This is a genomic window from Parafrankia irregularis (assembly GCF_001536285.1).
Classification (GTDB): Bacteria; Actinomycetota; Actinomycetes; order Frankiales; family Frankiaceae; genus Parafrankia; species Parafrankia irregularis.
Genome location: NZ_FAOZ01000026.1, coordinates 40,848 through 65,987, shown reverse-complemented (window position 1 = coordinate 65,987; position 25,140 = coordinate 40,848). Strand labels below are relative to the sequence as shown.

The window sequence follows — 25,140 nt, the reverse complement described above, 5'->3', positions numbered from 1 at the left end:
GGTCTCAGCCGGAGCTCTGCCCGGGCCGGGCGGTCTCCTGATCGCGCTGGTGCCGTGACGGCGGGATTCACGGCACCAGCCGGGACTCCGAGAGATACAGACGAAACGGAGTTGTTCGGCGTGCATGACAGCAAGATCCGGGTCTTCGACGCGGATAACCACATGTATGAGACGCGGGACGCGCTGACCCGGCATCTTCCCGATTCCCACAAGGGAGCCGTTCGTTACGTCGAGGTCGACGGCCGAACGAAGATCGCGTTCCGGGGCGTGATCAGTGACATGATCCCGAACCCGACCTTCGAGGTGGTGGCCCGCCCCGGTGCCCAGGAAGAGTACTTCCGGATCGGTAACCCTGAGGGGAAGTCGCCCCGGGAGATCATGGGCAGGCCGATCCGCAGCCTTCCAGCCTTCCAGGAGCCCGGTCCGCGGCTTGCCCTGATGGACACCCAGGGCATCGATCGCACGCTCATGTTCCCGACGCTCGCGAGCCTCGTCGAGGACCGACTGCGGGATGACCCGGAGCTCACCCATGTCGTGATCCACGCGCTCAACGAGTGGCTGCACGAGGAATGGTCCTTCAACCACGAGGACCGGATCTTCACGGTGCCGATCATCACGCTGCCGATCGTCGAGAAGGCGATCGAGGAGTTGGAATGGCTGGTGGAGCGAGGCGCCCGGGCAGTCCTGATCCGGCCCGCACCGGTGCCGGGGTTCCGTGGCTCGCGGTCCTTCGGCTTCGAGGAGTTCGACCCGTTCTGGCAGGCGGTCGTGGACGCCGACATCCTCGTCACCCTGCACGCCTCGGACAGCGGTTACGCCCGCTACCAGACGGACTGGACCGGCCCGCGGGAGTACCTGCCCTTCAGGCCGGACCCGTTCCGGGCGATGACGCTGGGCAAACGGGCGATCGAGGACAGCATGGCCGCGCTGGTCTGCCACGGCGTCCTGACCCGTTTCCCCACCCTGCGGATCGCCTCCATCGAGAACGGCGCCGACTGGGTTCCGCTCTTCCTCGAGCACCTCGAGGAGGTTCACCGGAGGATGCCGCAGGAGTTCGACGAGGACCCGATCGAGGCCTTCCGGCGCAACGTCCACGTGAACCCGTTCCACGAGGACGACTTCGCGCGGCTGATCGGCATTCTCGGGGTCGACCGCATTCTCTTCGGCTCCGACTACCCCCATGCCGAGGGCCTGGCCGAGCCGCTCAGCTACCTGGATCGCCTTCCCGCCGGCCTGTCACAGCCGGAGATCGACAAGATCATGGGCGGCAACATCGCGCAGCTGCTTCGCCTGGACGCGCCCGTGTAACCAGGCGGTCTCCCCGGCGGTCGTGATGGCGCGGCCGCCGAGTCCCGACATTCTCCGTCGCCGATGGAAAGCCCTTGTGGAGGAAGAGATGGCCGACGCCCCAACGGCGGGAGCAAGGCTGCGGAATGAGGCGACCGGGGTCGAGGTAATCCTTGTCAAGGCGCCGACCGAACCCGGCCTGGAGATACGTCCAGGCGGACCGGTCGCGATCGGCAAGCGATACACCTGCCCGGCCTGCGCGGCGCAGGCGCTCGTTGTGAAACCCGGAGCCGGTGAACTGGTCTGCCACGACGCTGTGATGGAACTCGCCCAGGCAAGGCCGCTGCCCTCGTCCGACTGATGCCAGGCCGGCGGCGCGGAACCGGCCGCCGGCCTCCGGGGCATGTGCGAGAAGAATTCCGAGATGAGGGGTTGCTGTGAAGGCAGACGACATGATTCTGGTGAGTGTCGACGATCACCTCGTCGAGCCGCCGGACGTGTTCGAGGGCCGGTTGCCGGCCCGGTACGTGGAGCAGGCCCCGAAGGTCATCCGGACCGGCGAGGGCAACGATGTGTGGACGTTCAACGGTTCGGTGATCCCGAACATCGGGCTGAACGCGGTGGCGGGGCGGCCGAAGGCGGAGTACGGCATCGAGCCGACCGCGTTCGAGGAGATGCGGCCCGGCTGTTACGACGTACACGAGCGGGTCAAGGACATGAACGCCGGTGGCGTTCTCGGCTCGATGTGCTTCCCGTCGTTCCCGGGGTTCAGTGGGCGCCTGTTCGCCGCGGCGGCGGACAAGGATCTCGCGTTGGCGGTGCTGCGGGCGTACAACGACTGGCATATCGACGACTGGTGTGGGGCGTACCCGGGGCGGTTCATCCCGATGGCGTTGCCGGTGCTGTGGGATGCGGAGCTGTGCGCGGCGGAGGTGCGGCGGGTGGCGGCGAAGGGCTGCCACTCGTTGACGTTCACGGAGAATCCGGCGACGTTGGGCTACCCGAGCTTCCACGACAGCTCTTGGGACCCGCTGTGGCGGGCGGTGTCGGAGACGGGCACGGTGCTGTCGATCCACCTGGGCTCGTCCGGGAAGCTGTCGGTGACGGCGCCGGACGCTCCGGTCGACGTCATGATCACGTTGCAGCCGATGAACATCTGCCAGGCGGCGGCGGACCTGCTGTGGTCGCGGGTCATCAAGGAGTTCCCGGACCTTCGGATCGCACTGTCCGAGGGTGGCACCGGCTGGATCCCATACTTCCTCGACCGGATCGACCGCACCTACGAGATGCATCATCTGTGGACGGGTCAGGACTTCGGCGGGAAGTTGCCGAGCGAGGTGTTCCGGGAGCGCTTCCTGACCTGTTTCATCGCCGACCCTGTCGGGGTCAGGCTGCGACACGACATCGGTATCGACAACATCTCGTGGGAGTGTGACTACCCGCATTCGGACTCCTCGTGGCCGGCGGCGGCGGAGGAGCTGGAGCGGGTCACGATGGGCGTTCCGGACGACGAGATCAACAAGATGACCTTCGAGAACGCGTGCCGCTGGTACTCGTTCGATCCGTTCGCGCATCTGCCGCGGGAGCAGAGCACGGTGGGTGCGCTGCGCGCGGCAGCGGCCGGGCATGACGTGTCGATCCGCAGTTTCGACCAGGGCCGTTTCGAGCGTCAGATCGGTGTACGCGCCTCCGAGGTCGGAACAAAGGCGACCGCCTGAGACAGCGGTGAAGAGAGCGGGTGAGCAGCCGGACATGGCGCAGGATGGCGGGGGATCGCCCGCGGTCGTGCGGACGGGCGTCAGCCCGGCGCGGGAGAAGCCGCAGCTGATCGCCGACGAGCTGCGCCTGCTCATTGTCGGAGGGCAGGTCGCCGACGGCGACCTGCTGGGCCGGGAGCGGGATCTGGTGGAACGTTTCGGGGTCTCCCGGCCCTCCCTGCGGGAGGCGCTTCGCATCCTCGAGGCCCAGGGTCTGGTTTCGGTGCGGCGGGGCGTCCTCGGCGGGATCTTCGCGCAGAAGCCGGACGAGCGGGTGACGGCGCGCACGGCCGCGCTGCTCCTGCTGGCACGCAACGTGCTGCTGGCGGATGTCTACACGGCCCGCAGCCACCTTGAGCCGATCGCCGCGAGACAGGTGGCGGAGTCGCCGCGGCGGGACGCGGCCGCCGACGAGCTCGGTGCGCTCATCGCGGATCAGGAGGAGGTCATCGCCAGCCCGAAGACGTTCTTCCGCGCGAACTCGGAGTTCCACCAGCGGCTCATGGCGCTGGCCGGGAACCAGACGATGGCCGTCGTCGCGGAGACGCTGCGGGAGGTGATGGCCAACGCGGTCGCGGTAGGCGGCGAGGCCGGCGGTTCCACGCCCGCGATCCGCCGCCAGGCGCTGCGGTCGCAGCGACGGCTGGTCGAGCTCGTCCGGGCCGGCGACGGTGCGGGCGCCGAGGACTTCTGGCGGTCACGCATGCTGGCCGCGAGCAAGCTGATGCTCGGGGACCAGGCGGACCGGGTCGTCGACGTGATCAACTGCTACTGATCGAACCGCCTGCGGGGAGCGGCCCGGTGCCGACAGGCCTGGCTCGTCGGCACCGGGCCGGGCCCGTCAGAACTGGGTGCCGCCGTCGATGTTGATGACCGCTCCGGTCAGGTACCCGGCGCGCGGGGACAGCAGGAAGGCGTAGAGCTCGCCGACCTCGGTCGGCGTGCCGGGGCGGCGCAGGGCGACGTCCATGTGCCACTCGTCGACCATGACCTGCTCCAGCAGGCCCTCCGGTGGCACCCCGCGCTCCTGCGCCAGGTGCTGGCGCAGGCCTGCGAGCGAGTCCGTCTCGATCGCGCCGGGGCAGACGCAGTTGGCTCGCACGCCGGCGGCGCCGTACGCCCGGGCGACGGTCTTGGTGAAGGTGGCGATGCCGCTTTTCAGCGTGATGTAGGGCAGCCGGTCGGGGTGGTAGGCGCGCATTCCGTACGCGGCGGTGGTGACCACGGTGCCGCCGCCGGCCGCGACGAGGTGGGGGACCGCCGCGCGTACCGCACGCACCGTGCCCATGAGGATGTCGTCGAACGCCTCGGCCCACACCTCGTCGGAGGCGGCCGCGAGCCCCCGGTGGGAGCCCTGGCCGGTGCCGGTCGTCACGGCGATGCCGGCCAGCTCGCCGAGGGCGTCGACCGCCTCCGCGAGGATCCGGTCAGCCTCACCCCCGGTGTTGACGTCGCCGACCACCGCCGTCGCGCCCGCACCGAGCTGGCGTACCGCGGCCTCGGCCCGCTCGCGGCTGCGGCCGACGACCGCCACCCGGGCGCCCTCGGCCACCAGCAGCTGTGCGGTGGCCAGCCCCATGCCGGCCGTTCCGCCGACGACAACGTACGCACGGTCGCGTACTCCGAGATCCATCCTCGGCTCCGATTCTGTGAGGGGCGGCAGGTGGGCGGCGGCCGGCCGACGCGGCCGGGCGATGATCCGGTTCGGTTCAGGCCGCGCGCGGCATCCCCAGGATCCGTTCGGCGATCAGGTTGCGCTGGATCTGCGAGGTGCCGGCGGCGATGCTGTACTGCAGCGACCAGAGGTAGGCGCGGGCGGTCTCCACGCCGTCGAGGCCGGCACCCTGCACACCGCCGACCGCGGCGCGGCCGAGCACCCGTACCGCGAGCTCGCTGAGCTCCTGGCTGAGCTCGCTGAAGCGCAGCTTGACGGCGGAGCCGGTGGGCGCGGGCAGCCCGGTGGCCTCCGCCTCGGCGATGCCCTTCTGGGTCATCCGCCACAGGCCGTCGGCGCTCGCCTCCAGCCGGCCGACCTGCGCCCGCAGTGCCGGGTCGTCCCAGGCGGTGCCGCCGCCGGCGGCGGGGACACCCCGGGCCGCCCGGACGAGGTCGCGCAGCTGGGTGCGCAGGGTGATGATGTGCTGGGCGAAGGCGGTGCCGCGCTCGAAGCGCAGCGTCACGTTGGTGACCCGCCAGCCGTCGTTCTCCGCGCCGACGAGGTTCGCCACGGGCACCCGGACGTCGGTGAGGAACACCTCGCAGAAGTGGCTCTCACCGTCGATCGTGCGCATCGGCCGGACCTCGACGCCAGGGGAGCGCATGTCGAGGATGAGCCAGCTGATGCCGCGGTGTTTGCGGGCGTCCGGGTCGGTGCGGACCAGCAGCTCGCAGTAGTCGGCGACGTGCGCGCGGGTGCTCCAGATCTTCTGCCCGTTGATGACGTACTCGTCGCCGACCCGGACCGCGCTGGTGCGCAGGGAGGCGAGGTCGGAGCCGGCGGAGGGCTCGGAGAAGCCCTGGCACCAGATGTCCTCACCGCTCAGGATGCGGGGGAGGTGGTAGGCGCGCTGGGCGTCGGTGCCCTCGGCGATCAGGGTGGGGCCGGCGTGCATCATGCCGACGAAGTTCACGCTGATGTACGGCGCGCCGGCGCGGGCGTACTCCTCCAGGTAGACGAGCTGCTGGGTGACCGGCGCCCCGCGGCCGCCGAACGCGGCCGGCCAGTGCAGGCCGGCGTAGCCGGCGTCGTGGAGCTTGCGCTGCCAGGCCGTGTCGTAGGCGCGGCGCGCCGGCCAGTCGCCGGGAGGCGGCGGCGGTCCGTGTGCGGGAACCTCGGCTTCCAGCCAGGTACGGAGCTCGGCGCGGAACGCCTCGTCCTCCTCGTTGTAGGTCAGGTCCATGTGGTGCTCCTAGGGGTACCTGGGCGATCAGGAAGCATGATGATCAGGGAGCCTGGGTGAACAGCGCGCGTACCGCGGTGAGGTCGACCTTGCCCGACGGCGTGCGCGGCAGGGACTCGACGACGAGCAGCCGCGCCGGCAGCTCGTAGCGGGCCAGCACGCCGGCCGCGTCGGCGAGGAGCTCCTCGGCGGTGACGGTGATCCCGGGTCGGGGCTCGACGGCGGCCACCGGGACGGCGCCGAGGCGGGGGTCGTCGAGCCCGACGACGGAGGCGCCCCGCACCCGCGGGTCACGTTCGAGGGCGGCCCGCACATCGTCGGGAAGGATCTTGAACCCGCCGCGGATGATGGCCTGGTCCGCACGGCCGAGGATCCACAGGAAGCCGTCGGCGTCGAGCCGCGCCAGGTCGGTGGTGCGGGTCCACCCGGCCTGCTCGCCGAGCTGGCGGGCCCGCACCTCCAGCAGCCCTCGTTCGCCGGGAGCGAGCGGGGCCCCGGTCTCGGGGTCGACGACCCGCAGCTCGCAGCCCGCGTGGGCGCGCCCGACGCTGCCGCGCTTGGCCGTCCAGTACCGCTCGTGGTCGGCGAGGTTCCAGCCCGCCACCCCGCCGCCGAACTCGGTCGCGGCGTAGGACGTCAGCACCGGCACGCCGTACCTGAGCTGGAAGGCGTCGGCGTCCTCGGGGGACAGCGGCGCGGTGCCCGAGATCACCGACCGCACGCTCGACAGGTCGTCGCGGTCGAGATCGGCGTCCAGCACCATCCGCAGCGCCGCGGGGACCAGGCTGACGGTCGAGGGCCGGTGGCGGCGTACCGCCTCCGCCCACTGGTCGACCCGGAACTTCTCCAGCAGGCAGAACGCGCGGCCGTCGTTGACGCACTGCAGGACGCGGAACAGCCCGCCGAGGTGGACCAGCGGCGCGTTGACGACGACGACGCCGCGACGCAGCCGCAGGCCGGCGTCCGGGTTGCGCTCGTAGTGCTTCGCCCCGGAGAGCACCAGGGAGAAGGTCTCGTAGGTCAGCGGCACCCGCTTCGGTGGGCCGGTCGTGCCACTGGTGAGCATCTCGACCGCGGTCTGCGGGCGCAGGTCGCCGTCACCCACCGGCGGCCCTTCGCCGGTGACGCGCACGACCCCGAGGTCGTCGCTGACGAACCGGCGTACCGGTGCGTGGGGCGCGAAGGCGGCGAGGTCCGCGGCGGAACCGGCGACGGTCCCGACCGCGAGGGACTCCAGGTCGGCGCGTACCCGTTCCACCCCGCGCCCCGGATTCACCGCGACCACGCAGGCGCCGTGACGCAGCAGTCCCAGCAGCAGGCCGAGCTGCGGGGGGCGGTTGCGCAGCAGCACCGCGACCCGCTCACCCGGCCGCACCTGCGGTGCGAGCGCGTCGGCGGTCGCCGCCAGCTCGCCCCAGGTGTGCCAGCGCTGCTCGAACTCGACCGCGGGGGCGGCCGGGTCGAGCGCGAGGACCTTCCCGAGCCGCTCGCTGAGCGTCGGGAGCTTGGCCGTGTCCTGGGCTGTCATCGGTACCGCCGTTCCGGTCGAGGCCTGACCTGCCAGTGCGCGCTGACGGTCACCCGGTCACCTGCGGGCGGCGCCGTCGGATGCGACCTGGTCATGACGCCGCGACCTCGCTCCCGACTGCGGTGCCGAGCCGCGCGGCGTGGGAGGACACCGTGCCGAACTGGTTCTCCAGGACCCAGGCCCGCTTCAGGAAGTAATGCGGGAGCATGTCCCAGGTGAAGCCCATGCCGCCGAGCACCTGCACGGCGGCGCGCCCGTTCGCGATCCCCGCCTCGCCGGCGAGCAGCTTCGCCGCGCTCGCGGCGCGCCGCGGGTCACCGGCGCGGGGGTCGGTCGCGACCGCGGCGGCGGCGTAGGCGGAGGCACGCGCCAGCTCCACCCGGACGTACATGTCGGCCAGCATGTGCTTGATCGCCTGGAAGGAGCCGATCGCGACGCCGAACTGCTCGCGTTCGAGCGCGTAGTCGCGGGCCACGTCGAGCGCGCCCTGCGCGACACCGACCAGCGCCGCGGCGCTGAGGATCTCGCCGCGCAGCCGCAGCCGGCCCGCCTCGGGCGCACCACCGACCACCCGGCCCGCGGGGACGTCCGGGAGGACGGCGACGGGTGTCAGCGGGTCCAGCGGCGCCCCGGTGACGGACGCCGCCACCTCCGCGCGCGGGCAGACGTCCAGCCGGTCGTCGTACGCCACGAGCAGCACGTCGCACTCGTCACCGTGCTCGACGACCAGCGGGCCGGTCGTCGAGCCGGCCGCCGAGCCGTCGATCGTGACACCGGCGACCCGGACGGTTCCCTCGGCCGCCCCGTCGACGAACGGCGCGGCGAGGGTGGACCAGAGCACCGGTCCGCCGGCGAGGTGCGCGCCGAGCTGCTCGAACGCGATTGCGGCCTCGACGAGGCCCAGCCCCGAACCGGCCTCGGAACCGGGCGCGGCGTCGTCGAGGAGGAGCCCGAGGATGCCGAGCTCGGCCAGTGCCGACCACAGAGTGGCGTCCGTGGGCTTGCCCTCGCGGGCCGCGAGGTCGTCGAGGGAGAAGTGGTCAGCGCAGAACGCCCGGACGGCGTCGCGCATCGCCAGCTGGTCGTCGTCGAGGCGGAACTGCATGGGACGTCGTCACCTATCGTTAGTCGGGCATATATCTAGATATTAAGCCGGTACGTACCCCTGTGTCCCGCACGACACTGTCCCCGCTTTTCGGGCCGGACGCGCGGCGATCGCCCGGGAGGCGCCGTCAGGCGGCCACGGTCCGGCCGATGATCTCGGTACCGAACGCGGCGGCCCCGTCGAGGACCTCGGCGCGGGTGTCGCCGGGCACGCTGACGGTGAGCCAGCTGACGCCGGCGGTGGTCAGGGAGGTGACGCGGTCGAGCCGCTCGTCGACGGACGTCGCCCGGTTGGCGAGCGTCGGCTCGGACCAGCAGATGTCGAAGGGCCCGGTGGTGTCGGCGCGCTGGGAATGGACGTACCGGATGGCAGCCGCGAGATCGTCGACGGTCTCGATCGTGGCGGTGCGGGACGCCGCGGCGAAGCCTCCGGTGTGGAACGGCGCCCAGCCGTCGAAGCGGGCGGCCCGGCGGATGGCCGGCCTGCTGTTGCCACCCACCCACACCGGCGGCCGGCGGCCGGCCGGCGGCACCGGCCGGAACCGGACGCCGCGAGCGGAGAAATCCGACCCCTGCCAGGCGAGATCGTCACCGGTGAACACCGCGTCGAGGACGGCCAGGGCCTCGTCGAGGAGCTCGCCGCGCCGGTCGAAGTCGATGCCCAGAGCTCGGAACTCCGGCCGCAGATAGCCGGCGGCCACGCCCAGGATCAGCCGCCCCCCGGCGAGCAGGTCGAGGCTGTGGACGAGCTTCGCGCCAAGAAACGGGTTGCGGTACGCGGGGACGTAGATGTTGGTCAGCAGCCTCATGCCGGGGTCGGCCGCGGCGGCGAACGACAGGGCGACGAAGGGGTCCAGTGCGTGGTGCCCGCCGTTGTCGAGCCAGCGGGCGTCGGGAGCCGGATGATCGGTGACGTTCACCGCGTCGAAGCCGGCGGCGGCCGCGGCCCGGGTGAGCTCGGCGATCGCCTCGCCGGTGACGAACTCCTCCGGTCGGTGCGCACGATGGGTGGGTAGCTCGAAGGAGAAGCGCACGGGTGGTTGGACGCTCTGCTCGGCCGGCGACGACAGGGCGGAAGCCATTTCGGGAGTTCTCCTTGCCTGACGGAACGGTTGACTGGCGGCGGGACCGGTCCACACGGACACCTGGGGCCGTGCGAGGGTGGAAGCGCGCCGGCCGGGGCGGTCAGGTTGCGGCACGCCACCGGTCGACCGTCCGAGTTCGCGAAATATCTAGATATTCACCGTACGATCGGGTGGCGGTGCAGCGCAACCCCTGCCGGTGCGGCCGCGCGTGTTCGGCTGCGTGTGACCTTCGGTGGATCGCCTGCCACCTGACGTGAGATTAATATATAGATGATTCGGACGGTTGGCGACCTTGCTGTGGGTGGGTGACGGTGCAGGAAAGCGATTTCAGTGAGGTGCTGGCCTCGGTCCGCCGGTTCGTGCGCGAGCGTGTCGTGCCGGCGGAAGCCGAGATCGAGCGGACGGACGCCATCCCGGCGGGCATCCGCACCGAGGCGGCGGACATGGGGCTGTTCGGCTTCGCGATCCCGGAGCTGTACGGAGGCCTGGGCCTGTCGATGAGCGAGGAGGTCCGGCTTGTCTTCGAGCTCGGCTACACCACGCCCGCGTTCCGCTCGATGTTCGGTACGAACAACGGCATCGCCGGCCACGTCCTGTTGGAGGGCGCGACGGAGGAGCAGAAGAAGACCTACCTGCCCCGCATCGCCTCCGGTGAATGGGTGGCCTCGTTCGCGCTGACGGAGGAGAACGCCGGATCGGACCCGGCCGGCCTGGTCACCTCGGCCCGGCGCGACGGTGACGACTGGGTGATCAACGGCGCCAAGCGCTTCATCACCAACGCTCCGCACGCCGATGTCCTCATGGTGTTCGCTCGGACCGACCCCGACGCGACCGGCGGCCGCGGCATCAGCACCTTCATGGTCGAGCGGGGCACACCGGGCGTGCGGGTCGGCCCGAAGGACGCCAAGATGGGCCAGGCCGGCGCCTGGACCGCGGACGTCTACCTGGATGAGGTGAGGGTCGGCGGGCACACGCTGATCGGCGGCCCCGACGGTGTCGGCCGCGGCTACGCGACCGCCATGCGCTGCCTGGCCCACGGCCGCATCCACATCGCCGCGCTCTGCGTGGGCCTGTCGCAGCGGCTGCTCGACGAGTCCGTCGGTTACGCCGCGACCCGGGAGCAGGGTGGCCAGGTCATCGGTGCCCACCAGCTCATCCAGGGCCTGCTCGCCGACTCGGCGACCGACCTGTACGCGTCCCGGGCGCTGGTGAAGGACGTCGCGGCCGCGTTCGACGACGGTACCGACACCCGGACGGGACCGTCCTGCGCGAAGTACTTCGCATCGGAGGCGGTGGGGCGTATCGCTGACCGGGCCGTCCAGATCCACGGCGGCAGCGGCTACATGCGGGGCGTGCCGGTCGAGCGTTTCTACCGCGACGCCCGGCTGTTCCGGATCTACGAGGGCACCAGCCAGATCCAGCAGATCGTCATCGCCCGGCAGCTGCTGGCCGGCGCGGGCTGACGGCTCGCCGGTGCCCCGGGCGCCGGGCCGGCCCGGCGCCCGGCCGGTGGGTGTGCCGACGTCCGCCGGGTGGCCGTCGATTTGCACACCTGCGGGAGTGGCGTCACGATCACAGACAGTGGAGGACTGTGCTGCCGCACCTGGGGGAGGAGCGAGCGTTGGGCGAACGTGGATCACCCGGACCAGAGCTGCGCCAGGACGGCGAGCTGCTGATACTCGATCTCGGTCCTGATCAGAACCTCTTCGACGGGAACCGCGTCGCCTGGATCAACAGTCTTCTGGACGAAGTGGAGCAGGCCCCGACTCCGCGCGCCCTCATCACCACCGCCTCCGGGAAGCACTGGTGCAACGGCGCCGACCTCGGATGGATCTTCGGGGTCGGGGAAAGCGGGCTCGAGTCCTTCGCGGCCGACGTCCTCCGGCTGTACGCCAGATTCGTCGCTCTCCCCATGATCTCGGTCGCGGCCCTTCAGGGGCACGCCTTCGCCAACGGGGTCATGCTCGCGCTGGCGCACGACTACCGCCTCATGCAGTGTGGTCGCGGTCGCATGGGCCTCCCCTACGCCGATGCCGGCTTTTTCTACACCTGGGGTGAGATCAGCTTGCTGCGGGCGAAACTTCCCCCGTTCACGGCGCTGGAGATGACCACGACCAGCCGGACGTACGACGCGGACGCCGCGGCGGAGCGCGGTCTCGTCGACCTGGCTGTCCGTGACGAACCCGTGCTGACGGCCGCGACCGAGTTCGCCCGGCCGATGGCCCACAAGAACGCCGGTGTGATCGAGGCACTCAAGCGGCACCTCTTCGCCGACGCCCTTGAAGCGCTGTGCGGGCCGCGGGCCACGGCCACCGGTCATGGCGGCCACGAGCCGGCCCGCGCCTCACTCGAACGCTGGTAACACCTCGCGCTCGAACAGCCGCAGGCTGGACCAGGCCAGGTCGATCGGCATTCCCCCGCACAACGGGTGCAGCGAGGCGAACGGAAAAGGCGCCGCGCCGAGCTCGGCGATGTACTCCTGCGGAGTCAGGACGCGATAGCGACCGGCCTCCCGCAGCACGTCGACATCCCGGACGGTCTCGTACGGCGACGGCGCGTCGTTCTGTTCCTGCCATCTGCCGTAGGCGTTGTTCTCGTGCAGGAAGTAGGGACCCATCCTCGCCCAGCCCTCGTCGGGGTCGGTGGCCAGCGCGGTGGTGAGGTTGTTCCTGGCGATGAGCGGGGACGCGGGCCCGGGGTCGCGCCGGCCGAGTCGTTGGACCTCGTCGCGGTAGTACTCCCAGACCTCGGGGAGCGCCGGCGTGAAGCCGTCGGCGATCCGCGCCGCCCGGCGGGCCGCCGCCTCACTGGCGCCGCCGAGAACGAGCCGCGGGCCGCCGGGCCGGTAGGGGCCCGGAGTGATCTGCACGGTGCGGCCGCGGAACTCGAACGGCTGGCCGGTGAAGGCGGCCTTCAACGTCTCGACGACCTCCACCACGCGACGGCCGCGCTGGTTCAGGGGGACGTCGAACATCGCGAACTCCTCGCGGACGTACCCGGCACCCACGACAAGCTCGACGCGGCCCCGGCTGAGGTGGTCGAGGACGACCATGTCCTCGGCCAGGCGCAGCGGGTCGTAGAAGGGGGCGAGCAGCGCGGCGATGCTGAACTGGACGTCCCGGGTACGCGCCGCCATGGCCGCCACCATCGTCAGCGGTGACGGCAGGTAGCCGTCGGGGGAGCAGTGATGCTCGGAGAGCACGATCCTGGCGCAGCCGAGCCGGTCGGCCCACGTCGCCATGTCGAGCGCCGCCTGGTACCGGTCGGCGGTGGTGGTGCCGGCGAACGCCGGATTGCGGAAGTCGAAGCGCAGCGAGAACAACGCGCGGGGCTTCGGGGGGCCCGCCGACCTCCCGGACCTCCCGGGCGCTGCGGGCCGCGCGGACTCCATGGGCTGCTCGCTGCTGGGACGCGTCACCGGGCCACCGGTGTTCCCGCGGGCACCCCGGCCAGCGTCATGAGATCGGCGCGGACCTGCCGGCGCAGCAGCTTGCCGGTGGGCGTGTAGGGGAGCTCGGTCAGCAGGGCCACCTGGTCGGGAGTGCGCGACGAGCGCAGCCGGCCGCGCGCCCAGTCCCGCAGGCCGTCCGCCGTGAGCGGTGAGCCCGGCTTGACGACGACGGCCGCCGCGATGCGTTCGCCCCACTCGTCGTCCGGTACGCCGACCACGGCCGCGTCGCGGACCTCGGGGTGCGCGACCAGTACATCCTCGATCTCGGCGGGGGCCACGTTCTCGCCGCCACGGATGATCGTGTCATCACCGCGGCCGGTGATGAAAAGGTAGCCGTCCGGGTCAAGGTGGGCCTGGTCCCGGGTCGGGAACCAGCCGTCCGCGTCCAGGACGGAGCCCAGGCCCGCGTACTCGCCGGACACCTGCCCACCCCGCACCCACAGCTCCCCGAGCTCACCGGGGGCGAGCGGCGTGCCGTCCTCGGCGCGGATCTGCAGCGTGACTCCCGGCACCGCCTGGCCGGCGCTGCCCAGGCGGGCCTGTACGGCCGGATCGGCGGAGCTGACGGCGCTGCGGTGATCCTCGGGTCCCAGCAGCGCGATCGTCGACGACGTCTCGGTCAGGCCGTAGGCGTTGACGAACCCGGTGGTCGGGAAGGCCGCGAGGGCGCGGCGCAGAACCGGGGCGGGCATGCGCGCGCCACCGTAGGCGAGTGAGGTCAGCGTCGGCACGTCCGCGGGCCTGCCAGCCAGGTGCTCGACGATGCGCGCCAGCATCGTCGGGACCAGCATCGCGCTGGAAACCCGTTCCTGCTGGACGAGTTCGAGCCACAGGGCGGGGTCGAAGCCCGCCAGGTGCAGCGTGCGCCGCCCGGCGTAGAGGTTGCTCAGTACCGAGCCGACCCCGGCTACGTGGTAGGGCGGGACGCTGACCAGCGCCGCGTCGTCCTCGCCCGCGCCGGAGAACTCCACCGTGCCGGTGACGTAGGAGAACAGGTGCGAGTTGCGCAGGATCACCGCCTTGGGCGCGGACGTCGTCCCGCTGGTGAACAGCACCACGGCCGGTGAGTCGGCGGCCGGCGGGAGCGGGTCGGGCGCCACCCGAGGCGTGGCCGCCTCCGCCAGCCACGACTGCGTGGTGATCGCGGCGTGGGCGTGCGGTGCCAGCCTGGCCCGCAGATCGCCGTCCGCGATGAGGAACGGCGCGTCCAGCCGGGCGAGCAGGTCGCGCAGTTCCTCGGTGGGCAGGCGGTAGTTCAGCGGGGTGAACGGGAGGTCGGCCACGGCGGCGGCCAGCAGCGCCACCGTGAAGCCGGGGCCGTTGAGCCCGAGATACGCGACCGAGCGGGCGCCGGTGCCGCGCAGGACGAAGGCGCCGCCGGTGGCCTGGTCCTCGAGTTCGGCGAAGGTCAGGCCGTCGGCGCGGGTGCCGATGGCAGTGCGTTCGCCGTGACCGGCCGCGGCCATGGCGAGCAGCGTCGCGACGCTCATGATCGCCTCCGGCGGGGCGGGTGCGAGTAGGGGAGCAGGGGCATCTGGGATCTCCCTGGTTGCACTGTGGTCCGGTTCGCTCTGCGATCCGGCTCCGGCGGCGCGTCCTGGACCACGCTCGGGCGCCGGTTCGCGGGATGGGAGGTCCCGGACGATGCCTGGCGTCGACGGCCGGGGCTAGGGACCGGTACGGATTCGTACGAAACCGTTTCGTTTACTTCGGTGTGCGTGGGGCGTCTCGGTCAAGATTGGACCGCTGACCGCATGGTGGGGGGTGTCCCCGCCGGGTGTGTGCTGGCGGGCGGGTGACATCCGCTCCGCTCGGACCTCGTCGGCAGGCGCAGTCGGTCGACGGACCCGGCCGGTCGGCCGGGGTGCCCCCTCGTGTGAATCCGGGCCTTGACGTGGACACCGTCCGGGTCAATGCTAAACGACACGGTGTCGTAAACATGGCACCCAGACCTCCCCGGGTTGGCCGGTGTCGCCGGGTGTCGCATGGGTGTGGCCGGCATCCGGTGGCCGATCCCGTCGTCCGGGCTTCGGCGTGCCGAGAAATCTTCAATACATATAGATATTTCAGGCCTGGTTGGACTGGTCGCAGGTTCCGCTCGCGCGTGGCGGGGGCGGCGGCCTCCGCGGTCGCGTGCCGATGCCCGGCCGGACACCCAGAACATCGAGACAGAGGTGTGTTCATGAAGAGCGCCGACACGTCGTCCGCAGCGGCGACCGGTTCGAGGCGGGTGCGGATCTTCCACCGGTCGACAGTCTTACGGATGTCCGCGGTGACGGCCGCGGCCGCGAGCCTCGTGCTGGTCGCCGCGTGCGGCGGTGGCGAGGACGAGCCCTCGTCGGGCGAGACCTCCACCGCCGCAGCTGCGGACGTGCTCGGCCCACTGGCGAAGGCCACGGGCGAGCCGGTGAAGATCGGGGTCATCTCGGACGGGCGCGCCGCCCACGGGGACCTGTCCGTCCAGTTCGACGTCGCCGATGCCACCGCCAAGTACCTCAACGATCATCTCTCCGGTATCGGCGGACGGCCGATCGAGATCGTGACCTGCGAGACCGGGGGCGATCCGGCCAAGGGCGGCGACTGTGGCAACCAGATGGTCAAGGAGGGCGTGATCGCGGTCGCGATCGGCGAGACGACGGCCCTGGACGACGCCTGGACCCCGCTGCACGACGCGAAGATCCCGGTGATGCTGTATGGCGGCGGTGGCAAGCGACAGCTCGAGGACGCGCAGTCGACCTTCATGTTGACCGACGCGGTCTTCGCGTCGGTCACCCTGCCCATCCAGCTGGCGGAGGAGAAAGGCGCCAAGAAGGTCACGTCCGTCGTCATCGACGTGCCGGCGGCGATCAGCCTCCTCGAGACCTCCGCGACTCCCGAGTACAAGAGGCTCGGTATCGAGAACAATCTCGTCCGCATTCCTCCGGGTACGCCGGACATGACACCGCAGATGCGCCAGGCCACCAAGGGCGACCCGGGAATCATCTACGTCCTCGGGAACGACCCGTTCTGCATCGCCGCCTTCAACGGCCTGCGCGCGGTCGGTTTCAAGGGGGACATCACCTCGATCGCGCAGTGCGTCACCGATGCGACCCGTGAGGCCGTGCCCGGCGATTTCCTGGAGGGGATGACGGTCTCCGCGTCAGCCCCGCTCGGGACGGACAACCCGTCGAGCCGGCTGTACAACGCGGTTGTCGACGCATACGGCTCCGGTGACATCGACACCAGCACCGTCACCGGGATGACCATGTTCATCACGCTGTCCGGCCTGCAGGCGGCCACCGCGGACATCAGCGGTGACATCACCCCCGCGACCGTGACCGCCGCGATCAAGGCCATGCCGGAGAAGGAACTGCCGGGAACCGGCGGAATGAAGTTCCGGTGCAACGGCAAGGCCTTCACGAACACCCCCGCGGTCTGCGTCCGCGGCGGCCTGGTCACCACGCTGGACGGCAAGGGTCAGCCGGCCGAGTACAAGACGCTCGGGAACACCCCGATCAAGGACTGACCTCGATCGGCCGTCCTGGCGGGCCGGTCCGGCGGCGTTGTCACGCCCCAGAGCCGGCCCGCGCAGCCGCCGAGACAAACCTGCCGCCGCGACCGCGGGTCGGACCGGACACCCGCCTGAAGGTCGACCGTTCGGAGAGGAATTCGGGAGACCGCCATGGAGCACGTAGCGTCGTTACTTCTCGGCCTGGGAAACGGAGGAGTCTTCGCGGCGCTGGCACTGGCGCTCGTCCTCACCTACCGAAGCTCCGGAGTCATCAACTTCGCGACCGGAGCGATGGCACTCTACGTGGCCTACTTCTACGCCTCACTGAGAGAAGGGGAACTGCTCCTGCTGCTGCCGGGCCTGCCGGCCACGGTGGAGATCGGCGGCGAATGGAGCTTCCTGCCCGCGGCGGTGGTGTCTCTGCTGGCCGGTGCCCTGCTGGGAGCGGTGCTCTACCTGGCGCTGTTCCGCCAGCTGCGGGAGGCACCGCCGCTGGCGCGGGCAATGGCGTCGCTGGCCGTGATGGTCGTGCTCCAGTCGCTGATGGCCATCAAGATCGGCACTTCCCCGGTGAGTGTCGCGGAGATCTTCCCTGCCGACACCTGGACGCTCGGCTCGCTGACCGTGCTGTCCGACCGGTTCTACCTGGCCCTCTCGGTGGTCGTGCTGACCGTGCTGCTGGCCGCGGCCTTCCGGTTCACCAGGTTCGGGCTGCTGACCCGGGCTGCCGCGCAGTCGCAGGTCGGCGCCTATGTGAGCGGTGTGTCCCCGGACCGGGTCGCCCTGTACAACTGGATGATCAGTAGTGCGATGGCAGGCCTGGCCGGAATTCTCATCGCCCCGCTCAGCCCGCTCTCGCCAAGCTCGTACACGCTGTTCGTGGTGCCGGCGCTGGCCGCCGTGGTGGTGGGTGGCTTCCAGCATCTGGTCCTCACGGTTGTCGCCGGGCTGGTCATCGGCATGCTCCAGGCAGAGGCGCTCGACCTGTCCGCCGCGCATTCCTGGATGCCACAGTCCGGATCCGCCGAGCTGGTGCCACTGATCGTGATCATGGTTGCGATGCTGGCGACCGGCCGCGCGGTGCCGATCCGCGGCGGGGCCGTGCGCCAGCCGCTGGGCCGGGCGCCCAGGCCGCGGGCGCTGACCCTGCCCACCGTCGCCGGCACGGCGATCGGCCTGATCGCGCTGCTGGCCACTGACGGCACCTGGCGCAGCGCGGTGATCGGCACGTTCATCGCGTCGATCATCGCGCTCTCACTGGTAGTCGTCACCGGGTACGCGGGCCAGGTGTCGCTGGCGCAGCTCGCCCTCGCCGGCGCGGCGGCGTTCGTCCTCAGCGGCCTCACCCAGAGCTGGGGTATCCCGTTCCCGGTCGCTCCACTGCTGGCGGCCGTCGCCGCGACGGTGCTCGGAGTGGTCATCGGGCTCCCCGCCCTTCGGCTGAAGGGCATCACCCTCGGCATCGTCACCCTCGCCCTCGCGTATGCCATCGAGGCCGTGTGGTTCCGCAACACCCAGATCGTCCCCACCGAGGGTGCGCGGGTGGGCCAGCCGTCGCTGTTCGGCCTGGATCTGAGCATCGGCACCGGCAAGGAGTTCCCCCGGATCACCTTCGGTCTGGTCTGCCTGGTGCTGCTCGTCGGCTCGGCCTGGGCGGTCGCCCGGCTGCGGACCAGCACCCTCGGCTCGGCCATGCTGGCCCTGCGCGCCAACGAACGCTCGGCCGCAGGCATCGGCATCGACGTCGTACGGGTCAAGGTCGTGAGCTTCGCGATCGGATCCTTCCTCGCGGGCCTCGGGGGCAGCCTGCTGGCCTACCGCCGTGGCGTCGTCACCTACGACTCCTTCACCGCCATCGGCGGCCTGACCGTCATGCTGACCGCCTACCTGGCCGGCATCACGTCGGTGTACGGAGGCATCCTCGCCGGGGTCATGGCCAGCAGCGGCATCGTGTTCGTCGCGATGGACCGATGGGTTCACCTCGGGGACTGGTTCCCCGTCATCTCCGGCCTCGCCCTGGTGGGGGTCATCCTCGCCCACCCCGAGGGCCTGGCGAGCACCGGGCACGAGCTGGCCGACCGGTTCGCTCGCCTTCGCGCCGCCCGAGCGCGGCCGCGGCTCCCCGGCGAGCAGGCCGTGGTGTCGAACACCGAGACCACCGCGCCGGCCGCCGAATCGCCCACCGCGCCGGGGGCTGATCCGTCCGATGCGCACGTCGCTGATCCAGCCACCGGGCGCGCCGCCGATCCGGTGCCGCGGACGGACGCCCGCACCGAGCTGGAGGTCCGCGATCTCACGGTCCGCTATGGCGGGGTGACGGCGGTCTCCGGGGTCTCGCTCCGGGTCCAGCCCGGGAAGATCGTGGGCCTGATCGGCCCGAACGGCGCCGGCAAGACGAGTGTGATCGAGGCCGTCACCGGCTTCGTGCGCGCTGAGGGCTCGGTGCTGCTCGGCGGCAGGCCACTCGACGGCCTGCCCGTGCACCGACGGGTCCGCGGCGGCCTGACCCGGACGTTCCAGGCGCTCGAGCTCTACGACGACATGACCGTGGAGGAGAACGTCAGCGCGGCGCTGACCAACCTTCGCGGCGAGAGCCATCGACACGCGCTGGCTCGGAGCCTCGACCTCGTCGGGATCACCGACCGTGCCGACCGGCAGGCGGGCGAGCTGAGCCAGGGCGAACGCCAGCTCGTCTCCATCGCCCGAGCGTGCGCGACCGACCCGCGGGTGCTTCTGCTCGACGAGCCTGCGGCCGGGCTGGACACCACCGAGTCCGCCTGGCTCGGCGAACGTATCCGGGCCATCAGCCAGACCGGGGTCGGCGTGCTGCTCGTCGACCATGACGTCGAGCTTGTCCTCGGTGTCTGCGACTACATCTACGTCCTCGACTTCGGCGAGGTCATCGCCGAGGGTGATCCCGCGGCGATCCGCGGCAACCGGGCGGTCGCGGACGCGTACCTCGGTTCCGTTGTGGAGGAGACAGCAGTGGTCGTCGCACAGGAGACGTCAGAGACGTCAGAGACGTCAGAGACGTCAGAGACGTCAGAGACGTCAGAGACGGCTGAGGGCTCGGACGACACGGCGGTGACCGCGTGACGACCCGGCTGGAATGCGCGGGCCTGACCGGCGGGCACGGCTCTGCGACGGCCTTCCGGGACGTCGACCTCACCGTCGAGGAAGGCACGGTCCTGGCCCTGCTCGGGCCGAACGGCGCGGGGAAGACCACCCTGCTGCTGACCCTTGCCGGGCTTCTGCCGGCGAAGGCCGGAACCGTGGCGGTCGACGGCGCGACGCTACGCGGTGGCCGGCCCGCGCTGGCCAACCGGACCGGGGTCGTGCTCGTCCCCGACAACCGGTGCCTGTTCACCACGCTGACCGTAGAGGAGAACCTCCGGACCGCGGCTCGGCGCACCGGCCCGAAGCCGCGGACGATGCTGGAGGTGTTCCCCGAGCTGGATAAGCGCTGGGACGTGCCCGCGGGCGCTCTGTCCGGTGGCGAGCAGCAGATGCTGGTGATGGCCCGGGCGCTGATCCAACGCCCGCGCGTGCTGCTGGTCGACGAGCTCAGCATGGGGCTCGCACCACTGGTGGTCGAGTCGCTGTTCGAGACGGTCGGCCGTATCGCGTCCGACCACGGCTGTGCCGTGGTGCTGGTCGAGCAGCATGTGAGGATCGCACTGGAGGTCGCCGACCAGGCCGTCATCCTCAACCGGGGAAGCATCGTCCTGCGAAGCCCGGCCCGGGAGCTGGCCGCCGCACCGGAACAGCTCGAGGCGGCCTACTTCGGCGGCCACGCCACGCGGACCGATCCGAAAAGCTGAGCCAATGCCACCGGCGAAGACCGAGCCGTGCGCACATACGGAGGTCGGTGACCGGGCGCGACGGTAACACCGATGTGCCGCTGTACCAGGAATGTTCCTTCTTGCCGGCCTCGCGCCGCGTTGACTAGGAAAAGGGCATGCGTCTTGTGGACGGGCTGCGTGCCCTGCTGGACAGCCGAGTTTTCGTGACCGTGTCGACGCTGAATGCCGACGGCGGTCCACACTCCTCGGTGGTCTGTGTTCATCGCGACGGCGACGACGTGTTGTTCTCCACCACAGCCGGGCGGGTCAAGGCCCGAAACCTGGCCCGTGACCCGCGGGTGAGTATCTGCGTGGTCGATCCCGCGAACCCGCTCCGCTACTTCGAGATCCGGGGCACCGCGGAGCTGAGCGAGGACACCGACCGTCAGCTCCAGCAGATCATCAATGACAGGTATCTGGTGGAGGACCCGCCGCCGGACCCGGAAGGCACAGTACGGCTGGTTGTGCGGGTTGTCCCGCGCAAGGTCATCGCCTTCGCGGTCTGACATCGACGTGATCAACGTCCTGCCGCGGTGTCAGGCGTTCGACCGGTGACCAGCCCGACCGCTGGCCAGACGGGTCGGGGGTCGCGCGTCGTCAGTGGAGCGCGGCCTCGAAGGCGAGGAACGTGGCGAGCGCGGCCGTGACGACGGCTTCCGCCCGTGCCTCGTCCGTGCCCACCCACCGGCGCAGGACCATGCGCAGGTCGCGCCAGCGCCGGCCGACCTGGTCCCCGTACGGGGTGAAGTACGAGTAGGCGCCGGCCAGGTCGGCCCGGGCGCCCAGGTAGCGCGCGATCAGCTGGCCGCCGAGGGTCGCGCCTTCGGTGACGTAGAGGGCGCCGAACCCGGCGGCCACGTCGTCCATGGCGGGGACCGCCGCCGCCGGAAGCGCCGTCAGCGTGTCTGGTGTCACGCCGAGGGCGTGCAGGTCCTGGATCAGGCTTCCGAGCTTGTGGCGCCCCGGCCAGTCCAGCAGCGGATCTTCGAACTCGCCGAACAACGCGTCAAGCCGCGGTTCGAGCACGAGGTGGAGGCGGTAGAAGGCGATCATCACGTCGCGGTAACGCGCCTGCGAGATGTCGGGATTGTCCAGCCCGACGCAGGCCTCGACCCTTGCGTGCGCCATCGCTGTGGCACGGCGAAGGCGCAGCATGATGTCGCCGTCACCGAGTGAGGTGGTGGGATCGCCCGCGATCACGGAGTCGGAGTTCGCCGCCGAAGCGTCCACGTGCACCGCCTGAGTGTCCACCTGGTCAGCGTAGCGAGGTGGGCGGGCCGCGCAGCCGGATTCGGACTCTTGCCCACGCTGGTGTACGGCTCTCGGCGCGATGCCGTGCCGACCTGTGCCGAGGTGGCGGCGGGCGTCGCCGGGATCCGTCCCCGACCTGGACTGTCATCCCGGGGGGTGGTCCCGCGGCGGCACCAGCTGGTTCGCCTGCCCGCCGTCGACCTGCCCGACGTCGGCGACGGCCGCGACGACGAGATCGATGACTCGCCGGATCGCCTCGGTCGCCTGCTCGTGGTCCAGGCCCCAGTGGGTGACCAGGCGTCGATACGAGACGGGGTTCCACAGCACGTCCAGGACTCCGGCGACGGCGTCACGTCGGTCGGGAGAGAGGTGCCCGGCCTCGGTCGCGACGGCGGCGCGCAGCGCTCGACGGCGGGTCTGCTCAATGTTCACGAACGTCGGGTCGTCCGCCTCCGCCGGGCCGGACGCGGCGTACGACGACAGCGTTGCGAAGACTCGCCCGGCGACGTCGCCCACCTCGTGCAGACCTATGCCTTCATAGGTGACGCCGGCCTGCTCCTGCAGGCGTTGCATGACGGCGTCGTGCAGGTCGCGTTCGTTCGCGAAGTGGCGGTAGACCGTGCTTTCGCTGACGCCCGCCTCCGCGGCGACCGCGCGGAACGTCAGCTCGTGCCAGTCCCAGGTCTCCACTCTGTGGGCGAGCACGGCTCCCGCGGCGAGGATGCGCTCCCGGGTCTCGGTGGCACGTTGGCGCCGCACCGGGCTTTCGTAGCGGCGCCGTGCCGCCGAACTCGCCGCGTTGTCCACGGCCGTCGACGTGACCGGGGCCGTCGACGTGACCGGGGTAGCCGACGTGACCGGGGTAGCCGACGTGGCAGCGGGGCCTTGGCGGGTCGCGGGGTCTCCGGAGGGCTCAGGTGCTCCGGAAGGTGCCGTGGCGGCAGGGCTTGACGTGGATCCCATATTGGCGGGAGTCTACTCCCACCATTCGGCCGGGTCGCCAAACCCGGGCCCCGCCCAGGGCTTCGTGCTCCGTTTCCTTTTCCGTAAGCCTGTTCGCCGGAGACGAGCCGGCCGGTGGCCTGCTCCGCCCTCGCTCAGGTCACCCTGGCGCTGACAGGCGTCGATTCACCCATGAGGAGAGCACCATGGAAGACGTCGGTGACTTAGTAGCGGCCGCGCGCACCGAAACCGGCCTGGACGACTTCGGCGAAGACACCTTCCGGGAAGGCCTCGAGCGCCTGGTGCGCGCGCTGCGGACCGAGGCGAGACTGAATTCCGTCGGCGAGTACTCCGTGCGGGCCGTGATTGTCCGCCTGCTGAAGAACCGGCTCCGGATCGAGGACTGGTACCGCCGTCATCCGCAGACCGACGAGGAGCCCATCGAGCGCCCGCTTGTCGGGCTGGGGCTTCCCCGCACCGGTTCGACCGCGCTCGCGGCCCTGCTGGGGGAGGACCCGCGCGCCCGCTCGCTGCGTCTCTGGGAGGCGGTCGAGCCGTGCCCGCCGCCCGCCACGGTGATCGGCCCGGACCAGCGGATCGCCGCGGCCGAGGAGACCGTGCGACTGCAGCATGAGGTCGCGCCGAGAATGGCCGCGCTGGTGCCGAGCTCGGCGACCGGGCCCTACGAGTGCCACGATCTGATGGGGCTCGACTTCAAGTCGCATTTCTTCCAGGCCTTCGCACACATCCCGTCGTACTCGACCTGGCTGGTCGGCGCGGACCTGACGCCGACCTACCGCTACGAGCGCCGGGCGCTGAAGCTGCTCCAGTGGGGCGAGGAAAGAAGGCCGTGGCGGCTGAAGTCGCCGACACACCTGCTGTTCCTCGACCACCTGGACCGGGCGTTCCCCGACGCGCGTTTCGTGATGACGCACCGGGACCCGGCCGAGGTGATCGTCTCCGTCGCCGACCTGTACTCAGTACTGGGCGGGATGTTCAGCGACGACGTCGACCCGCGCTATCTCGGCGCCCTCAACATCGAACAGTGGGCGGTCGGGATGCGGCGCGCGCTCGCCTTCCGCGCCGCCGGCAACGAGCATCGGTTCTTCGACCTGGACTTCCGCGCCATCCAACGTGATCCCATCGCGGCGGTGCGCAGCCTCTACGCCTGGCTGGGTGAGCCGGTCACGCCCGAGTTCGAGGCCGGGATGGCGCGCTGGTGGCGGGAGAACGCCGAATCCCGCGAGCCGAACGTGCACCCGGATCCGGCCACGTTCGGCATCGACCCGGAGCAGGTGCGTCCCCTGTTCGCCGACTACAGCGAGCGTGCGGCGCGGTGGATCGCGCGTGACCCCGCCGGGAAGCCGTGAGCAGCCGATCGGCCGAGGCCCGGCCGGGCATCCGGAGAACGTGGACGAGTGGACGAGAGGCGAGAGGAAAACCATGGCCATCGACCTGACCGGCGGGCTCGACGAGGAATGGGAGTTCGTCTTCGCCGAACAGCCCGACAACCCCGAGGCGCGTGAGTCGGTCAACGCCTGGATCTGGGACGACAGTGGGACGTTCGGCATTCCGCGCATCGGCGTCGAAGCCGTCGCCGACCAGTGGGAGACCCACGACATCCAGGTGAACATCGCGTTCGCCGACGGGCGTGTGTACTCGATGGTCGGCTCGCACCCGGTGCATGACCCGGCCGGGGCCGACGGCCGGGCACGCATCCTGGGCGCCGGGCCACTGTCGTTCGAGCTCGTGCAGCCGTACCGGCACCTGCGCCTGCGGCTCGACGGCATGGCGTTCGCGACCACGACCCAGGCCCAGCTGGACGGCTGGATGCCGGGCGCGGGCCCGAGCGAGCAGGTGCGCGTCCAGGCGGAGATCGACATCCGCCCGGCCGCGCCGCCGTGGGAGAACGGCTCGACGAGCGCGGAGGCGAAACGCATCCTGTCAACGCAGGAGGAAGGTGACCTGATCGGTTACCCGTGGCGGTTCGAGCAGCTGTGCCGGGCCAGCGGGACGCTCACCATCGGCGACGAGGCGCACCGGCTCAACGGCGGCGCCGACCGCATCCGCCGGCAGGGAATCCGCCGGCTGGCGAAGTTCTGGGGCCATGTGTGGCAGTCGGCGCTGTTCCCCGGCGGCCGGGGGTTCGGCTGTCAGATCTACCCGCCGCGCAAGGACGGCAAGGCCACCTACAACGAGGCGTACCTGGTCCAGGACGGGCGGATCGTTCCCGCCCGGGTCGTGCGCGCGCCCTTCCTGCACAGCCTCGTGCCGCAGGGCGACGACGTGTCCCTCGTGCTGGAGACCGCCGACGGCACCGTCGAGATCGGCGGGGAGACGCTGACGTCCACGTTCATGGTGATGCCGCTGGAGGTCGGTGGCGGCATGCAGCTGCAGCAGGCCCTCGCCCGCTACACCTGGGACGGCGAGTCGGCCGTCGGCATGATCGAACGATCCAGCCTCCCGGACCAGATCTCCTGACGTACTGGCACCCTGGCGTGTT

General features: G+C 70.9%; 21 protein-coding genes. 12 read left to right on the top strand and 9 right to left on the bottom strand.

Features of this window, described 5'->3' with window-relative positions:
- The first annotated feature begins 162 nt into the window (after positions 1 to 162).
- The 4 genes from AWX74_RS28745 to AWX74_RS28730 all read left to right on the top strand — a co-directional run bounded on the left by AWX74_RS28745 (position 163) and on the right by AWX74_RS28730 (position 3,819).
- The gene (locus AWX74_RS28745; RefSeq protein WP_091283334.1) at positions 163 to 1,308 is read left to right on the top strand and encodes an amidohydrolase family protein; all 1,146 of its coding nucleotides are present in this window, start codon (positions 163 to 165) and stop codon (positions 1,306 to 1,308) included.
- An 88-nt stretch (positions 1,309 to 1,396) separates the two neighbouring features.
- Entirely contained in the window at positions 1,397 to 1,648 is a 252-nt protein-coding gene (locus AWX74_RS28740; RefSeq protein WP_091283332.1) for a desulfoferrodoxin, read from the top strand.
- 76 nt (positions 1,649 to 1,724) lie between these two features.
- Positions 1,725 to 3,005, top strand: coding sequence for an amidohydrolase family protein (locus tag AWX74_RS28735; protein WP_091283226.1), 1,281 nt, complete (start codon positions 1,725 to 1,727; stop codon positions 3,003 to 3,005).
- Positions 3,006 to 3,039: 34 nt separating this feature from the next.
- On the top strand, positions 3,040 to 3,819 hold the full coding sequence (locus AWX74_RS28730; RefSeq protein ID WP_091283224.1) for a FadR/GntR family transcriptional regulator: 780 nt from the start codon (positions 3,040 to 3,042) through the stop codon (positions 3,817 to 3,819).
- Positions 3,820 to 3,885: 66 nt separating this feature from the next.
- Here the strand turns inward: AWX74_RS28730 and AWX74_RS28725 are convergent, their stop codons facing one another.
- From AWX74_RS28725 to AWX74_RS28705, 5 genes are all read right to left on the bottom strand, one after another.
- A complete protein-coding gene (locus AWX74_RS28725; RefSeq protein WP_091283221.1) occupies positions 3,886 to 4,677 on the bottom strand; it encodes an SDR family oxidoreductase in 792 nt (263 codons plus the stop codon).
- A gap of 76 nt (positions 4,678 to 4,753) precedes the next feature.
- A complete protein-coding gene (locus tag AWX74_RS28720; RefSeq protein ID WP_091283220.1) occupies positions 4,754 to 5,944 on the bottom strand; it encodes an acyl-CoA dehydrogenase family protein in 1,191 nt (396 codons plus the stop codon).
- A gap of 43 nt (positions 5,945 to 5,987) precedes the next feature.
- Complete coding sequence (locus tag AWX74_RS28715) at positions 5,988 to 7,472, bottom strand: class I adenylate-forming enzyme family protein (protein ID WP_091283218.1); 1,485 nt, start codon at positions 7,470 to 7,472, stop codon at positions 5,988 to 5,990.
- Between the two features lie 91 nt (positions 7,473 to 7,563).
- Complete coding sequence (locus AWX74_RS28710; protein ID WP_091283216.1) at positions 7,564 to 8,577, bottom strand: acyl-CoA dehydrogenase family protein; 1,014 nt, start codon at positions 8,575 to 8,577, stop codon at positions 7,564 to 7,566.
- Positions 8,578 to 8,704: 127 nt separating this feature from the next.
- Entirely contained in the window at positions 8,705 to 9,658 is a 954-nt protein-coding gene (locus AWX74_RS28705; protein ID WP_091283214.1) for a TIGR03619 family F420-dependent LLM class oxidoreductase, read from the bottom strand.
- Positions 9,659 to 9,972: 314 nt separating this feature from the next.
- Between AWX74_RS28705 and AWX74_RS28700 the strand changes: the two genes are divergently transcribed.
- A complete protein-coding gene (locus AWX74_RS28700) occupies positions 9,973 to 11,124 on the top strand; it encodes an acyl-CoA dehydrogenase family protein (RefSeq protein ID WP_091283330.1) in 1,152 nt (383 codons plus the stop codon).
- 158 nt (positions 11,125 to 11,282) lie between these two features.
- The gene (locus AWX74_RS28695; protein WP_165615813.1) at positions 11,283 to 12,023 is read left to right on the top strand and encodes an enoyl-CoA hydratase/isomerase family protein; all 741 of its coding nucleotides are present in this window, start codon (positions 11,283 to 11,285) and stop codon (positions 12,021 to 12,023) included.
- Here AWX74_RS28695 and AWX74_RS28690 read toward each other — a convergent pair.
- Together AWX74_RS28690 and AWX74_RS28685 are read right to left on the bottom strand one after the other, a co-directional pair.
- On the bottom strand, positions 12,006 to 13,079 hold the full coding sequence (locus AWX74_RS28690; protein ID WP_242666464.1) for an LLM class flavin-dependent oxidoreductase: 1,074 nt from the start codon (positions 13,077 to 13,079) through the stop codon (positions 12,006 to 12,008). The genes AWX74_RS28695 and AWX74_RS28690 overlap by 18 nt on opposite strands.
- Entirely contained in the window at positions 13,076 to 14,602 is a 1,527-nt protein-coding gene (locus AWX74_RS28685; protein ID WP_091283209.1) for a class I adenylate-forming enzyme family protein, read from the bottom strand. The genes AWX74_RS28690 and AWX74_RS28685 overlap by 4 nt, the downstream gene beginning before the upstream one ends.
- A 692-nt stretch (positions 14,603 to 15,294) precedes the next feature.
- On the opposite strand from AWX74_RS28685, the gene AWX74_RS28680 reads away from it, so the two are divergent.
- From AWX74_RS28680 to AWX74_RS28665, 4 genes are all read left to right on the top strand, one after another.
- Positions 15,295 to 16,617, top strand: coding sequence for an ABC transporter substrate-binding protein (locus AWX74_RS28680; RefSeq protein WP_091283328.1), 1,323 nt, complete (start codon positions 15,295 to 15,297; stop codon positions 16,615 to 16,617).
- Between the two features lie 156 nt (positions 16,618 to 16,773).
- Positions 16,774 to 19,698, top strand: a complete 2,925-nt coding sequence (locus AWX74_RS28675; RefSeq protein WP_091283206.1) for a branched-chain amino acid ABC transporter permease/ATP-binding protein — start codon at positions 16,774 to 16,776, stop codon at positions 19,696 to 19,698.
- Entirely contained in the window at positions 19,695 to 20,423 is a 729-nt protein-coding gene (locus AWX74_RS28670; protein WP_091283204.1) for an ABC transporter ATP-binding protein, read from the top strand. Before AWX74_RS28675 ends, AWX74_RS28670 begins: the two co-directional genes overlap by 4 nt.
- 137 nt (positions 20,424 to 20,560) lie before the next feature.
- Positions 20,561 to 20,950 carry a PPOX class F420-dependent oxidoreductase gene (locus AWX74_RS28665; RefSeq protein ID WP_091283203.1) on the top strand — a complete coding sequence of 130 codons (390 nt, stop codon included), beginning with the start codon at positions 20,561 to 20,563 and terminating at the stop codon, positions 20,948 to 20,950.
- A gap of 91 nt (positions 20,951 to 21,041) precedes the next feature.
- On the opposite strand, the gene AWX74_RS28660 is transcribed toward AWX74_RS28665, so the two are convergent.
- Entirely contained in the window at positions 21,042 to 21,695 is a 654-nt protein-coding gene (locus AWX74_RS28660) for a biliverdin-producing heme oxygenase (RefSeq protein WP_242666463.1), read from the bottom strand.
- A 144-nt stretch (positions 21,696 to 21,839) separates the two neighbouring features.
- Entirely contained in the window at positions 21,840 to 22,502 is a 663-nt protein-coding gene (locus tag AWX74_RS28655) for a TetR/AcrR family transcriptional regulator (RefSeq protein ID WP_242666462.1), read from the bottom strand.
- 341 nt (positions 22,503 to 22,843) lie between these two features.
- On the opposite strand from AWX74_RS28655, the gene AWX74_RS28650 reads away from it, so the two are divergent.
- Entirely contained in the window at positions 22,844 to 24,007 is a 1,164-nt protein-coding gene (locus tag AWX74_RS28650; protein WP_091283199.1) for a sulfotransferase family protein, read from the top strand.
- Positions 23,985 to 25,118: a hypothetical protein gene (locus AWX74_RS28645; protein WP_242666461.1), complete on the top strand. Its 1,134-nt coding sequence runs from the start codon at positions 23,985 to 23,987 to the stop codon at positions 25,116 to 25,118. Before AWX74_RS28650 ends, AWX74_RS28645 begins: the two co-directional genes overlap by 23 nt.
- Positions 25,119 to 25,140: the final 22 nt, after the last annotated feature.